The organism is Pseudomonas sp. FG-3G, from assembly GCF_901007645.1.
Taxonomy (GTDB): Bacteria; Pseudomonadota; Gammaproteobacteria; order Pseudomonadales; family Pseudomonadaceae; genus Aquipseudomonas; species Aquipseudomonas rhizophila.
Map to the genome: position 1 here is coordinate 502,870 of NZ_CAAKGZ010000021.1, position 14,399 is coordinate 517,268.

The 14,399-nt window shown below is 60.9% G+C and carries 16 protein-coding genes; 10 read left to right on the plus strand and 6 right to left on the minus strand.

The genetic code is table 11. The features are described 5' to 3' along the window. Window positions 1-92: 92 nt before the first annotated feature. From PSEUDOMOFG3G_RS14575 to PSEUDOMOFG3G_RS14595, 5 genes are all read right to left on the minus strand, one after another. On the minus strand, window positions 93-587 hold the full coding sequence (locus PSEUDOMOFG3G_RS14575) for a hypothetical protein (RefSeq protein ID WP_139050390.1): 495 nt from the start codon (window positions 585-587) through the stop codon (window positions 93-95). 99 nt (window positions 588-686) lie between these two features. Beyond that, complete coding sequence (locus PSEUDOMOFG3G_RS14580) at window positions 687-1,184, minus strand: GNAT family N-acetyltransferase (protein ID WP_139050391.1); 498 nt, start codon at window positions 1,182-1,184, stop codon at window positions 687-689. 237 nt (window positions 1,185-1,421) lie between these two features. Next, window positions 1,422-2,219 (minus strand): transglutaminase family protein, encoded by a 798-nt coding sequence (locus PSEUDOMOFG3G_RS14585; protein WP_047226610.1) that lies wholly within the window; start codon window positions 2,217-2,219, stop codon window positions 1,422-1,424. Next, a complete protein-coding gene (locus tag PSEUDOMOFG3G_RS14590) occupies window positions 2,216-3,166 on the minus strand; it encodes an alpha-E domain-containing protein (protein WP_139050393.1) in 951 nt (316 codons plus the stop codon). The genes PSEUDOMOFG3G_RS14585 and PSEUDOMOFG3G_RS14590 overlap by 4 nt, the downstream gene beginning before the upstream one ends. A 3-nt stretch (window positions 3,167-3,169) precedes the next feature. After that, window positions 3,170-4,579: a circularly permuted type 2 ATP-grasp protein gene (locus tag PSEUDOMOFG3G_RS14595; RefSeq protein WP_139050395.1), complete on the minus strand. Its 1,410-nt coding sequence runs from the start codon at window positions 4,577-4,579 to the stop codon at window positions 3,170-3,172. 686 nt (window positions 4,580-5,265) lie between these two features. Here PSEUDOMOFG3G_RS14595 and PSEUDOMOFG3G_RS14600 point away from each other — a divergent pair. The 7 genes from PSEUDOMOFG3G_RS14600 to PSEUDOMOFG3G_RS14630 all read left to right on the plus strand — a co-directional run bounded on the left by PSEUDOMOFG3G_RS14600 (window position 5,266) and on the right by PSEUDOMOFG3G_RS14630 (window position 10,612). Further along, on the plus strand, window positions 5,266-5,856 hold the full coding sequence (locus PSEUDOMOFG3G_RS14600; RefSeq protein ID WP_047226613.1) for an amino acid synthesis family protein: 591 nt from the start codon (window positions 5,266-5,268) through the stop codon (window positions 5,854-5,856). Between the two features lie 45 nt (window positions 5,857-5,901). Beyond that, window positions 5,902-6,735 (plus strand): alpha/beta fold hydrolase, encoded by an 834-nt coding sequence (locus PSEUDOMOFG3G_RS14605; RefSeq protein ID WP_107322612.1) that lies wholly within the window; start codon window positions 5,902-5,904, stop codon window positions 6,733-6,735. Beyond that, complete coding sequence (locus PSEUDOMOFG3G_RS14610; RefSeq protein WP_139050397.1) at window positions 6,732-8,213, plus strand: aldehyde dehydrogenase; 1,482 nt, start codon at window positions 6,732-6,734, stop codon at window positions 8,211-8,213. The genes PSEUDOMOFG3G_RS14605 and PSEUDOMOFG3G_RS14610 overlap by 4 nt, the downstream gene beginning before the upstream one ends. Before the next feature lie 12 nt (window positions 8,214-8,225). After that, the gene (locus PSEUDOMOFG3G_RS14615; protein ID WP_139050398.1) at window positions 8,226-8,711 is read left to right on the plus strand and encodes a flavin reductase family protein; all 486 of its coding nucleotides are present in this window, start codon (window positions 8,226-8,228) and stop codon (window positions 8,709-8,711) included. Window positions 8,712-8,828: 117 nt separating this feature from the next. Further along, window positions 8,829-9,218, plus strand: coding sequence for a carboxymuconolactone decarboxylase family protein (locus PSEUDOMOFG3G_RS14620; protein ID WP_047226643.1), 390 nt, complete (start codon window positions 8,829-8,831; stop codon window positions 9,216-9,218). Between the two features lie 75 nt (window positions 9,219-9,293). After that, on the plus strand, window positions 9,294-10,046 hold the full coding sequence (locus PSEUDOMOFG3G_RS14625) for a GntR family transcriptional regulator (protein WP_047226617.1): 753 nt from the start codon (window positions 9,294-9,296) through the stop codon (window positions 10,044-10,046). A gap of 2 nt (window positions 10,047-10,048) precedes the next feature. Further along, the gene (locus PSEUDOMOFG3G_RS14630; RefSeq protein ID WP_047226618.1) at window positions 10,049-10,612 is read left to right on the plus strand and encodes an NUDIX hydrolase; all 564 of its coding nucleotides are present in this window, start codon (window positions 10,049-10,051) and stop codon (window positions 10,610-10,612) included. A gap of 6 nt (window positions 10,613-10,618) precedes the next feature. Here PSEUDOMOFG3G_RS14630 and PSEUDOMOFG3G_RS14635 read toward each other — a convergent pair whose 3' ends face one another. Further along, window positions 10,619-10,912: a DUF1330 domain-containing protein gene (locus PSEUDOMOFG3G_RS14635; RefSeq protein WP_139050400.1), complete on the minus strand. Its 294-nt coding sequence runs from the start codon at window positions 10,910-10,912 to the stop codon at window positions 10,619-10,621. Window positions 10,913-10,980: 68 nt separating this feature from the next. Between PSEUDOMOFG3G_RS14635 and ribBA the strand changes: the two genes are divergently transcribed. The 3 genes from ribBA (at window position 10,981) to PSEUDOMOFG3G_RS14650 (ending at window position 14,398) form a co-directional block, all read left to right on the plus strand. Beyond that, a complete protein-coding gene (ribBA, locus tag PSEUDOMOFG3G_RS14640; RefSeq protein WP_076385081.1) occupies window positions 10,981-12,090 on the plus strand; it encodes a bifunctional 3,4-dihydroxy-2-butanone-4-phosphate synthase/GTP cyclohydrolase II in 1,110 nt (369 codons plus the stop codon). A 350-nt stretch (window positions 12,091-12,440) separates the two neighbouring features. Next, window positions 12,441-13,466 (plus strand): ABC transporter substrate-binding protein, encoded by a 1,026-nt coding sequence (locus PSEUDOMOFG3G_RS14645; RefSeq protein WP_139050402.1) that lies wholly within the window; start codon window positions 12,441-12,443, stop codon window positions 13,464-13,466. Continuing rightward, entirely contained in the window at window positions 13,463-14,398 is a 936-nt protein-coding gene (locus PSEUDOMOFG3G_RS14650) for an ABC transporter permease (protein ID WP_047226622.1), read from the plus strand. The genes PSEUDOMOFG3G_RS14645 and PSEUDOMOFG3G_RS14650 overlap by 4 nt, the downstream gene beginning before the upstream one ends. The last annotated feature ends 1 nt before the right edge of the window (window position 14,399 follow it).

A 14,399-nucleotide genomic window follows, 5' to 3' on the forward strand; every position in this document is an offset into this window, starting at 1 on the left:
GGGCCGGGAATTACAGGTATAGCCAATGGGCGCGGTTTTGCCTGCTCCGACAGGAAGAAGTCACTGGGCAAGCCCTTTGCTCGCCACCGCCTTCAGCCGCGCTCGCGGGGTATCAGGCTCTGCAATTGCTGCGCGAGAAAGTCCGCGTCGAAGGTAAAAGTATCCGGATCCTTCAACCCGTTGGTTCGACGCCATTGCCACTGCAACGAAGGCGGCAGGCAAACCAGCGAGATGCTGCCGTAACGCGTTGCAGTCAGCCCCATGATCGCCAGGGAAATCTGCCCGCCGGCCCCCATTACATCGGGTATGAATTCCACCGGCTTGCCAGTGATGGACAGTGTCAGCTTTTCTGTCTTGAAGCCGGAGGTTTCTGCCGGAACACTCGGCCCGTGGGCCACATACGCCTCACGGGTCAGCGTCAGAAGGCCGGGGGCCAGGACCGGCGCCAGCCATTGCTCGATCTGCCCGTACAACGCCTCGATCTGCGCGGCCCACACCGCCGATTGCGCCTCGTGCTGTTGCTTCTTGTGCGCTTCGCTGTCTGCGTAATGACGAAGCATCTCGCCTAGCTGCTGTACATCGTCCATGCGCTGTTCCTCTGTATAAGGGATGCTGCAAAGCACGATGATGACAGGTTAAAGACCCGGGCGTACGCAAATGCCAACATGCCTGAGCAGACGGATCCTTCAGCGCAGCCGCGCCATGGCCTGGGTATCCACCCATCGCCCGTCACGCACGGCGTAGTCGCGCAGCAGGCCTTCGGTTTCGAAACCGAACTTGCGGTACAGGCCGATGGCCGCTTCATTGTCGGCGTACACCGTCAGCTCGACCCGGCGCAGGTTCATCCAGTTGTCGGCGACGTCCAGCGCGGCGGCCAGCAGCATCGACCCCACGCCTTTGCCCTGCCAGGCGACAGCCACGCCCATACCGAGGCTGCCGCAATGGGCCCGACGGATGCGCGAGTACTGCTCCAGCCCCAGATGCCCGATGACTTGGTCTTGATGCAGCGCCACCAGTTTTACCTGGCGCTCGTCATCCCCACCCAGACGCTTGCGCCAGACTTCAGGGGACTGGAAAGGCATCTGCAACATCTGACGGGCGACCGCCGGGTCGTTGTAGAGCGCGGTGACACCGGCGATGTGGGCTTCAGTGAAGCGTGCGAGGGTGATCGAAGACTCGGCCATGGGGGCTCCTTCCTGGAGGCACGACAAGGCCGACTACTATAAGCCGCGTCAGGTTATAGGGGAACCTGTGGGAGCGAGCTTGCTCGCGATGGCGGTGGGCCGGTTGGTGGTGACGTCGGCTGGGCGACCGTCTTCGCGAGCAAGCCCGCTCCCACAGGGGCTCTCGGGTGGATACAAGGTTTGTGTCCACCACCCATTCCAGTGTGGGATCGGGTGTTGGCGATGAGGCCTGTGCCTTTATTGGTGTTGTACCTGAACCATTGAGTTCACCTGCACCCGCGCGTGCATCTGCTCTGCCCCGCCACCGCGGCGCATGCCGCGTACCGGACAGGCGTCGAGGTAGTCCAGGCCGACCGCCAGTTTCAAATGCCGATCCGGACAGGTCAGGCGATTGGTCACGTCGAAGCTGTACCAGCCGTCCTCCAGCCAGGCTTCAGCCCAGGCGTGGCTCGCCAGATGACTTTCATCTTCGGTGCACAGGTAACCGGAGACATAGCGCGCCGGAACCCCCAGGCTACGCGCGCAGGCCAGAAATGCGTGGGTATGATCCTGACAAACCCCCACGCCCCCGGCGAAGGCTTCGGCGGCGGTACTGCTGACCTCGGTCGTGCCCGGGCTGTAGGGCATGCGGGCAGCCAGGCCGTTCATCAAATCGGTCAGCGCCGAGCGATCACGTCGGGCTGCGCATTGCTCCACAGCAAAGGCCGCGAGAGCATCATCGGCCTGGGTGAGGCGGCTGGGGCGCAGAAATGGCAGCGGTGACTGGCTGTCCGGCTCCATCTGCACCGCCTGATGGATTTCCACCTCGCCATAAGCCGTGAGCACCAGAGCGCCATGGGGCTCGTCCATGGTCATCACATGCAGGATGTTGCCGTAGGGGTCGAGCTGGCTGCGCACCAGACGTGGCAATTCCAGATGCCATTGCAGGATGCGTTGGCGCTGAGTGTCCTTGGGAGTCAAGCGCAGGAACTGGATGCTGGTGCACACTTCATCGGCATAGCTATAGGTCGTGTCGTGGCGTATGGAAAGTTTCATACCACCTCCAGATAAGACTCGTGAACGGTCTGGCCCAGGTGGCGAATCTGGCCAATGAGGTCGGTCAGCCATTGATGCAGGCCCGATGCCAGGATCTCGTCGATGCCGGAGTAACGCAGCCGCGCGTTCAGTTCAGCGGCCAGGCGTTGGGCCGGGCGGCCATTGTTGCCCGGCAGGCTGGAGAGGATCTGGTCCAGCTCCTCGATACAGGCATGCAACGAGCGCGGAACGTCGGCGCGCAGCAGCAACATTTCCGAGACCTGCTCGGCGTTGGGCGCATTGCGGTAGATCTCGTTGAACGCTTCAAACGAAGACAACGCCCGCAGCAAGGCGCTCCACTGGTAATAACCGCGTGCCGAGTTGTCGCTGACCTCTTCCGACTCCTCACCAAACATTTCGTAGCGGGCGTCCAGCAGACGCAGGGTGTTGTCCGCCCGCTCGATAAAGGTTCCCAGACGAATGAATCTATAGGCATCGTTGCGCATGATGGTGCCCGACGTCGCGCCACGGAACAGGTGCGAGCGCTCCTTGACCCATTCACAGAAGTGGCTGATGCCGTAGCGGCCCAGACCATTGCTGGCAATGTTGCGCATCTCCAGCCAGGTGGCGTTGATGTTCTCCCACATATCGGCGGTGATGCGTCCACGCACCGCATGGGCATTGGTCCGCGCCGCCCGCAGACAGCTGTAGATGCTTCCGGGGTTGGTTTCGTCCAGTGCGAAAAAATGCAACATGCGTTCGGTGTTCAGCGCGTCATAACGGGCGTTGTAATCCTCCAGCGTGCCGGCCGCCAGCAACGACATCGCCAGCTCGGCATGCCCGTCGCTGCGCCCGGCCTGGGGCATGAGCGACAGCGAGTAACTGACTTCGAGCATGCGCGCCAGGTTCTCGGCGCGCTCCAGGTAGCGGGACATCCAGTAGAGGTCCGAAGCGGTTCTTGAAAGCATGTCTTAGTCCTCCACTACCCAAGTGTCTTTGGTGCCGCCACCCTGGGACGAATTGACCACCAGCGAGCCGTCGCGAAGTGCCACGCGGGTCAGCCCGCCGGGCACCAGACGGGTTTCCTTGCCCGACAACACGAACGGACGCAGATCGATGTGGCGCGGGGCGATACCGCTCTCGACGAAGGTCGGGCAGGTGGAAAGGCTCAACGTCGGTTGGGCGATGTAGGCTTCGGGGCGGGCCTTGAGGCGTGCGCGGAAGTCTTCGATCTGCGCCGCTGTAGCTGCCGGCCCTACCAGCATGCCGTAACCGCCGGAACCCTGGGTTTCCTTGACCACCAGGTCAGGCAGGTTGGCCAGCACGTGGGACAGATCCTGGGGCTTGCGGCACTGCCAGGTCGGCACGTTCTTCAGAATCGGCTCTTCGGTGAGGTAAAAGCGGATCATCTCGTCGACGTAAGGGTAGATCGATTTGTCATCGGCCACGCCCGTGCCCACCGCATTCGCCAGCACCACGTTGCCTGACCGGTAAACGGCGATCAGTCCGGGGACGCCCAACATGGAGTCGGGGTTGAACGACAGCGGATCGAGGTAATCATCGTCAAGGCGGCGATAGATCACATCCACCTGCTGGGGGCCTGCGGTGGTGCGCATGTAGACATGGTCGTCGCGCACGAACAGATCGGCGCCCTCCACCAGCTCCACCCCCATTTCACGGGCCAGGAACGCATGTTCGAAATAGGCACTGTTGAAACGACCGGGGGTCAGCACCACGGCGGTCGGGTTGTCCAGGGGGCTTGAACTCTTGAGGGTGTCGAGCAACAGATTCGGGTAGTGATCAATGGGCGCCACGCGCTGGGCGGCGAAGAGCTCGGGGAACAGGCGCATCATCATCTTGCGGTCTTCGAGCATGTAGCTCACGCCGCTGGGCGTACGCAGGTTGTCCTCCAGCACGTAATAACTGCCATCACCGTCGCGAACCAGGTCGACACCGGCGATGTGGGCATAAATGCCTCGGTGCAAGTCCAGGCCTTGCATCGCGATTTGATAACCCTCATTGGCGAGCACCTGCTCGGCCGGAATGATTTTTTCCTTGAGGATCCGCTGCTCATGGTAAATGTCGGCCAGAAACATGTTCAGGGCCTGGACCCGCTGAATGCAGCCACGCTCGACCATCCTCCATTCGCTGGCCTTGATGCTGCGAGGAATGATGTCGAACGGAATCAATCGTTCGGTACCCTGCTCGTCACCGTAAAGGGTGAAGGTGATACCGGCTCGATGAAACAGCAGATCGGCTTCGCGACGACGCTGTTCCAGCAGCTCCAGCGGCGTATCCGCCAGCCAGCGTGAGAAGGCTTGATAGTGCGGGCGGCAGTCACCCTTTGCATCATACATTTCATTAAAAAAAGCTTGGGGCATAGCCAACTCCCAGCCGCGTTCTACACGGCATTTTTTATCACTTCGTCATTCCAATGGTCCGGCCTTGCTTTGTTTTAATGAGCCCTGTTTTTCTGAGTACCTCGATTGCACCGGTCTCTGATCTGGCCTTTGCGTCTGGATGACGTGCGCCCCCTGATTAAATCTGCGCCGTGAATGCTCCTCTGATAACCCCGCGCTGTAGTGGCCTACTTTCTTGAGCTCTAGCAAAGGCTGTGCCTAAGCCCGGTGCACCAGGACATTGCTGGAGAAACCGTCGTAGATGTACGCCCCCGCGATATTTAGTTTCATTTTTGCGACATACGCTCCTTTATACGCTGAAACGTTTATTTCAGCTTTTTCCTACATGCGCCCGAACGAGTCGAATCGGTGCAATAAGTCAGGTAACAGGTCGGTAATGCCCCGAAAGAGGGAAATTTATACTCACCGCCCTTCAGAGCGCTCAAAAGCGACTCTCCTTTTTAAGCAAGAGACTTATCCCGCACTCAGGATTAAAGCACTCATCAGGCAGAGCGCTCAGCGATCACAGCCCCCCCCACGCCCCTCACTATCCGGCTCGGCCATTTGTCGCCTCCCTGCGAACAAACTCAAAGCAGACACTTGCGCCAGTAGTATTATGGTATACCATCATACGCACAGACCAATTCCACCCTCCTACGGAGCAGCTCATGAGTTTCGAAATTCGCAAGATCGTCAGCTATGTCGAAGAAACCTTTATCGAAGGCGGCAAGGCCACCGACAAGCCGGTGACCATGGTCGGGTTGGCGGTGGTGATGAAAAACCCTTGGCTGGGCCGTGGCTTCGTTGAAGACCTGAAACCGGAAATCCGCGCCAACTGCTCCGACCTCGGTGCGCTGATGGTCGAGCGTCTGGTGGGCATCATCGGTGGCGCGGAAAAAATCGAAGCCTATGGCAAGGCCGCGGTGGTGGGTGCCGACGGTGAAATCGAGCACGCCTCCGCCGTGATCCACACCCTGCGCTTTGGCAACCATTACCGTGAAGCGGTGAAAGCCAAGAGCTACCTGAGCTTCACCAATAAACGTGGCGGCCCCGGCACCTCGATCCAGATCCCGATGATGCACAAGGACGACGAAGGTCTGCGCTCGCACTACATCACCCTGGAAATGCAGATCGAGGATGCACCACGCGCCGACGAAATTGTTGTGGTGCTGGGTTGCGCCGATGGCGGTCGCCTGCACCCGCGCATCGGCAATCGCTACATCGATCTGGAAGAACTGGCCGCCGAGAAGGCGCAGTGATCCAGCCTGGGCAACCACTATAAAAAAGGCATGCAGGAGCGCTCCATGATTCGGCTCACCGCTGAACTCACCCCGGCCGGCACCAGTTATCTGGCGACCGGCCAAGGCCAGCCCGTGGTCTTGATCCACGGCGTGGGCCTGAACAAAGAAATGTGGGGCGGCCAGATCGTTGGCCTGGCCACAAAATACCGCGTGATTGCCTATGACATGCTTGGTCACGGGGCCAGTCCGCGTCCCGAAAGCGGCACCGGCCTGCTGGGTTACGCCGACCAGTTAGTGGAGCTGCTCGACCACCTGCAAGTGCCCCAGTCGACAGTGATCGGTTTCTCCATGGGCGGCCTGGTGGCCCGTGCGTTTGCCTTGCATTATCCGCAACGCCTGCAAGGCCTGGTGGTCCTTAACAGCGTATTCAACCGCAGCGCCGAGCAGCGTGCCGGGGTCATCGCCCGCACCGCCCAGGCCGCCGAACATGGCCCGGACGCTAACGCCGAGGCCGCGCTGTCACGCTGGTTCAGCCGCGAGTATCAGGCCGCCAACCCGGCGCAGATTGCCGCCCTGCGCCAGACCCTGGCAGGAAATGATCCTCAGGGTTACCTGACCACCTATGAACTGTTTGCCACCCAGGATATGTACCGCGCCGACGACCTGGGCAGCATCACGGTGCCAACGTTGATTGCCACCGGCGAACTGGACCCGGGCTCGACGCCGGAAATGGCCCGTGAACTGGCCGAGCGAATTCCCGGTGCAACGGTTGCCGTGCTTGACGAGCAGCGGCATATGATGCCGGTAGAATCGCCGCGCCTGGTCAACCAGTTGCTGCTGGAATTTCTCGACAGCGCAAATACCCGACAAAATCCAATAAAGGGGATCGTTGCATGACACTCGCACGCTTTTCGATGTGCATCGGCGGTGAATGGGTCGATGCCCTGTCCGGCAAGACTTTCGAAAGCCTGAACCCGGCCCTGGCCAAGCCCTGGGCCGAGTTGCCCGATGCCGACGAAGCCGATGTCGAGCGCGCCGTGCAGGCTGCACAGACGGCGTTCGAAAGTCCTGCCTGGCGTGGCTTGACCGCCACCGCTCGCGGCAAACTGCTGCGGCGTCTGGGCGACCTGATCGCTGAAAACAAAGAACAACTGGCCCAACTGGAAAGCCGCGACAACGGCAAGCTGATCCGTGAAACCCGCGGGCAGGTCGGTTACCTGCCGGAGTTTTTCCATTACACCGCGGGTCTGGCCGACAAACTTGAGGGCGGCACCCTGCCCCTCGACAAACCGGACCTGTTTGCCTACACCGTGCACGAAGCGATGGGCGTCGTTGCAGCGATCATTCCCTGGAACAGTCCGCTGTACCTGACCGCGATCAAGCTAGCCCCGGCGCTGGCGGCCGGCAACACCATTGTGATCAAACCCTCCGAACACGCTTCGGCCACCGTTCTGGAACTGGCTCGCCTGGCCCTGGAAGCCGGGATTCCACCGGGGGTGGTCAATGTCGTCACCGGCTACGGCCCGAGCACCGGCGCCGCCCTCACCCGTCATCCGCTGGTGCGCAAGATCGCCTTCACCGGCGGCGCCGCCACGGCCCGGCATGTGGTGCGCAGCAGTGCTGAAAACTTCGCCAAGCTGTCGCTGGAGCTGGGCGGAAAATCACCCAATATCATCTTCGCCGACGCCGACCTGGACAGCGCCATCAATGGCGCGATAGCCGGGATCTACGCCGCATCGGGACAGAGTTGCGTCTCTGGTTCGCGACTGCTGGTGCAGGATGAAATCTACGATGAGTTCGTCTCGCGCCTGGTAGAGCGGGCCCAGCGCATCCGCATCGGCAACCCTCAGGAAGATGCCAGTGAGATGGGCCCGATGGCCACCGCGCAGCAACTGGCAGTGGTCGAAGGTCTGGTGGCCGACGCTATCGCTGAGGGCGCTCGTCTTCGCTTGGGCGGCAAGCGCCCAGCGAACCTGGGCGAAGGCTGGTTCTACGAGCCGACCCTGTTCGAATGCGACCGCAACTCCATGAAGATCATGCAGGAAGAAGTGTTCGGCCCGGTGGCGTCGGTCATTCGTTTCAAGGATGAAGCCGAGGCATTGGCGATTGCCAACGACTCGCAGTTCGGCCTCGCCGCCGGTATCTGGACCCGCGACCTGGGCCGCGCCCATCGCCTGGCCCGGGACGTGCGTTCGGGGATCATTTGGGTCAACACTTACCGCGCGGTCTCGGCCATGGCGCCCATTGGCGGCTTCAAGAACAGCGGCTACGGACGCGAGAGCGGCATCGATTCGGTGCTCGCTTATACCGAACTCAAAACGGTGTGGATCAATCTCTCTCAGGCGCCCATGCCTGACCCGTTCGTGATGCGCTAGGAGTCCTGAGAAATGATCGAGCCCGGCATTTACAAAGAAGTCATGAGTTCGTTCCCATCCGGCGTCACGGTGGTGACCACCCTGGACCCAGACGGCAACATCGTCGGCATCACCGCCAGCGCCTTCAGCGCGCTGTCGATCGACCCGGCGCTGGTGCTGTTTTGCCCCAACTACGCCTCCGACACCTACCCGATCCTGCGTGACAGCAAACAGTTCGCGATCCACCTGCTGTCCGCCGACCAGACCGCCGAAGCCTATGCCTTCGCCGGAAAAGGCAAGGACAAGGCCAAGGGTATCGACTGGCACCTGAGCGAGCGCGGTAACCCGCTGCTGAGCAACGCCACCGCCATCATCGAATGTGAACTGTGGCGCGAATACGATGGTGGTGACCACGCGATCATCGTCGGCGCGGTGAAAAACCTGATCCTGCCCGAGCAGCCGGTGACGCCGATGATCTACCACAAAGGCAAGCTCGGCCCACTGCCGGTGCTGGCCTGAGTCTTCCGGGCGCAGATCCAATGTGGGAGCGCCCCATTTTCTCAGGAGCCGGCATGAGCCAAGCAGACGTGCAACTGCACAACCAACCTCTATCGACGATGTTGAGAGCACACCACGATGAGCAACGACAAATATGAACAAGGCCTGAAGATCCGCACCCAAGTGCTGGGCGAGGACTACGTCAACCGCTCCATCGAGAACGCCGACGATTTCACTCGCCCCTTGCAGGAAATGGTCACCGAATACTGCTGGGGCCATGTCTGGGGCCGTGAGGGTTTATCGCTCAAGGAACGCAGCATGATTAATCTGGCCATGATCTCGGCGCTCAATCGTCCGCACGAACTCAAGCTGCATGTGCGTGGCGCCTTGCGTAACGGCCTGAGTCGTGAGCAAATACGCGAAATTCTGCTTCAGGTCGGCATCTATTGCGGCGTCCCTGCTGCCGTAGACAGTTTCCGGCTCGCCCGTGAAGCCTTCGCCGAAGCCGATGCCGAGGCCTCCAGTTAACCCTCGGCTGTTTGATCTGAGCGGGCAAGCCTCTTGCCCCTTCTGCATGGACAGCCACATTACAGAGCGGACCCGATGAAACGCCTGCCACTCGACGACAGCTTCAAGGTCAATCGCAACCCCGTTACCCTGCGCGAAATCGTGCTGGATAAACTGCGAAGCGCCATCATGAATTTCCAGCTTCTGCCGGGAGATCGTCTGGTCGAACGCGATCTGTGCGATCGCCTGGGCGTGAGCCGCACGTCGGTGCGCGAAGCCTTGCGTCACCTCGAATCCGAAGGGCTGGTGGAATTCGCCGATGCCAAGGGCCCACGAGTCGCGATCATCACGTTGGCCGATGCCGGCGACATCTATGAACTGCGCTGTGTACTCGAGGGTTTGATCGTTCAGCTGTTCACCCTGCGGGCCAAGGCCAAGGACATCAAAGCGCTGGAAAAAGCCCTGGAGGAGAACCGCAAGGCCCTCAAGGACGGCGAACTGCAACAGGTCATCGATTCAGTACAGGGTTTCTACGATGTGCTGCTGGAAGGCTCCGGCAACCATGTTGCCGCCACTCAGTTGCGCCAGTTGCAGGCCCGGATCAGCTATCTGCGGGCGACCTCGGTGTCCCAGCAGAACCGTCGCGGTAGCAGCAACCAGGAAATGGAACGCATGGTCGAGGCAATCAAGAGTGGCGATCCGCTGGCCGCCCACCAGGCTTGTGTCGACCATGTGCGCGCCGCCGCCAAGGTCGCCCTGGAGTACCTCAAGCGCCAGCAGGAAGAAACCGGCGACATCCCTGAAATCACGGCGCCCATCGCCCTGAAAGAACCTCGCATAGGTCGCTGATCATGTTCAGCCCCAGCTTTTGTCCAAGGTGCGGCGGCAGCGACTTGAGTCACCGCCTGCCAGCGGGCGATACCCACGAACGCCTGATGTGCGGTGGCTGTGGCTATATCCATTATGTGAATCCGAAGATCATTGCCGGCTGCATCATCGAGCAGGACGGCAAGTACCTGCTGTGCCAGCGCGCAATTCCTCCGCGCCCCGGCACCTGGACGCTGCCGGCGGGCTTCATGGAGGGCGGTGAGACCACCGAGCAGGCGGCACTGCGCGAAGTCTGGGAAGAGACCGGCGTTCGCGCGGACATTCTCTCGCCCTACTCGATCTTCAGCGTGCCGAAAATCAGCGAGGTGTACATCATCTTTCGCGCCATCGCGCTGGAGATCACTGGCCAGTTCGGCCCGGAAACCCTCGCTTGCCAGTTCTTCGCCCCTGAAGATATTCCGTGGGACAGTATTTACTACCCGGCCATCCGCCAGATCCTCGAACGCTACATCGAGGAACGCCAGGCCGGGGTCTACGGCATCTACATTGGCAACGACGACAGCGGCAAGATTCATTTCATCCGCTGACAGGCCTCAGGGCGCAATACCCTCGACGATGATCACCTCAGCCTTGGCTACGTCCAGGCGATAGCGCTTGGCCGCCTGATACTGCTGCGAGTGATAACAGGCCAGCGCCTGCTCGTAAGAATCGAACTCGATCACCACGCTGCGTTGCGGCGTGGCCCTGCCCTCCAGCGCCTCGCTGCGCCCGCCCCGGGCCAGCATCCGTCCGCCATACAGAGCAAACGCCGCTGGCGCCCGCTGGGTGTATTGGCTGTATTGATCGGGGTCGGTGACATCTACATGAGCAATCCAGTACGCCTTCATAGTGACCTCTCGGTTTATTTTGTATTATGGTATACCAGGTATTTTAACCTGACACCGAGAATTCCAGCATGGCCTTCAACAGCATCGAAGAAATCATCGAAGACTACCGACAAGGCAAGATGGTGCTCCTGGTTGACGACGAGGATCGGGAGAACGAAGGCGACCTGTTGCTGGCCGCCGACCGCTGCAGCGCCGAAGCCATCAGCTTCATGGCTCGCGAAGCGCGCGGATTGATCTGCCTGACCTTGACCGACGAACACTGTCAGCGCTTGGGCCTGGAGCAAATGGTGCCCAGCAATGGCAGTGTCTTCAGCACCGCCTTCACCATATCCATCGAGGCGGCCGTTGGCGTGACTACCGGCATATCTGCTGCCGACCGCGCGCGCACCGTTGCCGCGGCGGTCGCTGTCGGCGCCGGTCCCACAGACCTGGTGCAGCCGGGCCATATCTTTCCGTTGCGCGCCAAGGAAGGTGGCGTGCTGACCCGCGCCGGTCACACCGAAGCCGGTTGCGACCTGGCGCGCCTGGCAGGCTTCACACCGGCGTCGGTGATCGTCGAAGTGATGAACGACGACGGCACCATGGCCCGCCGTCCTGACCTTGAGATTTTTGCCCACAGGCACGGGATCAAGATCGGCACCATCGCCGACCTGATCCACTACCGCTTGAGCACCGAGCACACCGTGGTGCGCATCGGTGAACGCGAATTGCCCACGGTGCACGGTACCTTTCGCTTATTCACCTTCGAAGACCGCATCGAAGGCGGCGTGCACATGGCGATGGTGATGGGCGATATTCGCCGGGAAGAACCGACCTTGGTGCGAGTGCACGTGATCGACCCGCTGCGGGACCTGGTGGGTGCCGAATACAACGGGCCTTCCAATTGGACGCTGTGGGCGGCCCTGCAACGGGTCGCCGAAGAAGGCTGCGGCGTGGTGGTCGTACTGGCCAATCACGAATCGTCCCAGGCGTTGCTCGAGCGCGTACCGCAGCTGACCCAGCCGCCACGCCAGTTCAGCCGGTCGCAATCACGCATCTATTCTGAAGTAGGCACCGGTGCGCAGATTCTCCAGGACCTGGGCGTCGGCAAGTTGCGGCACCTGGGGCCGCCGCTCAAATACGCGGGGTTGACGGGGTATGACCTGGAGGTGGTGGAGAGTATTCCCTTTACCGGATAAGCATGAGGCACCACCGTCCTCTGTGGGAGCGAGCCTGCTCGCGATAGCGGTAGACCTATCGGTCTCAAATGTTGACTGACACACCGCTATCGCGAGCAGGCTCGCTCCCACAGAGAGTGCAAAAAATCCCGGCAAGACAGATAGCCGGTACGGCAAAATGCTTGCAGAAAGTTTGGAATACCATAATATGATATTCCATAGACCGGCCACTCCAGCTAAGTGCACCCAACCGGGCAAGCACGCGAAACCAGCCCTTGGCCCGGTCGCCTGCAAGGCCAGATGGACCTGAAGCTCCCGATAAGCGGGTAAACACAAGCCCGCTCAATAAACACAACAATGAGGGCGTGAAAATGGTGTTGAAGAAAAGTGCAGCCGCAATTTTTTTTGCAGGTCTGCTGAGCGTTACCAGCCAGGCATCGATGGCGGCCGAAAGCATCAACTTCGTCAGTTGGGGCGGCAGCACCCAGGACGCCCAGAAGCAGGCGTGGGCCGCCCCGTTCAGCAAGGCCAGCGGCATCACCGTGGTCCAGGATGGTCCGACCGACTACGGCAAACTCAAGGCCATGGTCGAAAGCGGTAACGTGCAGTGGGACGTGGTAGATGTCGAAGCTGACTTCGCCTTGCGCGCCGCCGCTGAGGGTTTGCTCGAACCCCTGGACTTCTCGGTCATCGAACGCGACAAGATCGATCCACGCTTCGTGTCCGATCACGGCGTCGGCTCGTTCTACTTCTCGTTCGTCCTCGGCTACAACGAAGACAAGCTCGGTTCCGGTAAACCTGAGGACTGGTCCGCGCTGTTCGACACCAAGACCTACCCTGGCAAACGCGCCCTGTACAAGTGGCCAAGCCCTGGCGTGCTTGAACTGGCTCTGCTGGCCGACGGCGTTGCAGCGGACAAGCTTTACCCGCTGGACTTGCACCGCGCCTTCAAAAAACTCGACACCATCAAAAAAGACATCGTCTGGTGGGGCGGCGGTGCCCAGTCCCAGCAACTGCTTGCCTCCGGCGAAGCCAGCATCGGGCAGTTCTGGAACGGCCGTATCTATGCGCTGCAGCAGGACGACGCCCCCGTCGGCGTAAGCTGGAAACAAAACCTGGTCATGGCCGACATCCTGGTCATTCCAAAAGGCTCGAAAAACAAGGCCGCAGCCATGAAGTTCCTGGCCAACGCCAGCAGCGCCAAGGGCCAGGCGGATTTTTCCAACCTGACTGCTTATGCGCCGGTCAACGTCGACAGCATCGCACGCCTGGATTCGGTGCTCGCTCCCAACTTGCCGACCGCCCACGCCAAGGATCAGATCACACTTGATTACGCGTACTGGGCCAAGAACGGTCAGGACATCGCGACACGGTGGAACGAATGGCTGGTGAAATGAAAATTTCGGCAACGGCAACCCCTCGCACCGGGAGCGCTCCTGGCGCTGCCGGTGCGGCAACTGCCAAGGCAGCGATGGTCGCGCAAACGCCGTCGCTGGCACAGCGCTGGCGCGGGGCCGGCAATCTGCTCCCCGCCCTGCTGTTCCTGGGCCTGTTCTTCCTGGCGCCGTTGATTGGGTTGCTGCTGCGTGGCGTGCTGGAACCGGTACCCGGGCTGGGCAACTACGAGCAATTGTTCGCCAATTCGGCCTATGCAAGGGTGTTGTTCAACACCTTTTCGGTAGCCGGGCTGGTGACGCTGTTCAGCCTGTTGCTGGGCTTCCCCCTGGCCTGGGCCATCACCCTGGTGCCTCGAGGCTGGGGCCGCTGGATGCTGAACATTGTCTTGCTGTCGATGTGGACCAGCCTGCTGGCCCGTACTTATTCCTGGCTGGTGCTGCTGCAAGCCTCCGGGGTGATCAACAAGACGCTGATGGCGCTGGGCATCATCGACCAACCGCTGGAGATGGTGCACAACCTCACCGGCGTGGTCATCGGCATGAGCTACATCATGATCCCATTCATTGTCCTGCCGTTGCAGGCGACCATGCAGGCCATCGACCCGATGATCCTGCAAGCCGGCTCCATCTGCGGCGCTAGCCCGTGGACCAACTTCTTCCGGGTGTTCCTGCCGCTGTGCCGGCCGGGTCTGTTCTCCGGCGGGTTGATGGTGTTCGTGATGTCGCTCGGTTACTACGTGACCCCGGCGTTGCTGGGCGGTGCGCAGAACATGATGCTGCCCGAATTCATCATCCAGCAGGTGCAGTCGTTCCTCAACTGGGGCCTGGCCAGTGCCGGCGCTGCCTTGTTGGTGGTGATCACCCTGGTGTTGTTCTACTTCTACCTGAAGCTCCAGCCGGAATCCCCGGTGGGTGCCAGCAACGCGAGGTAAG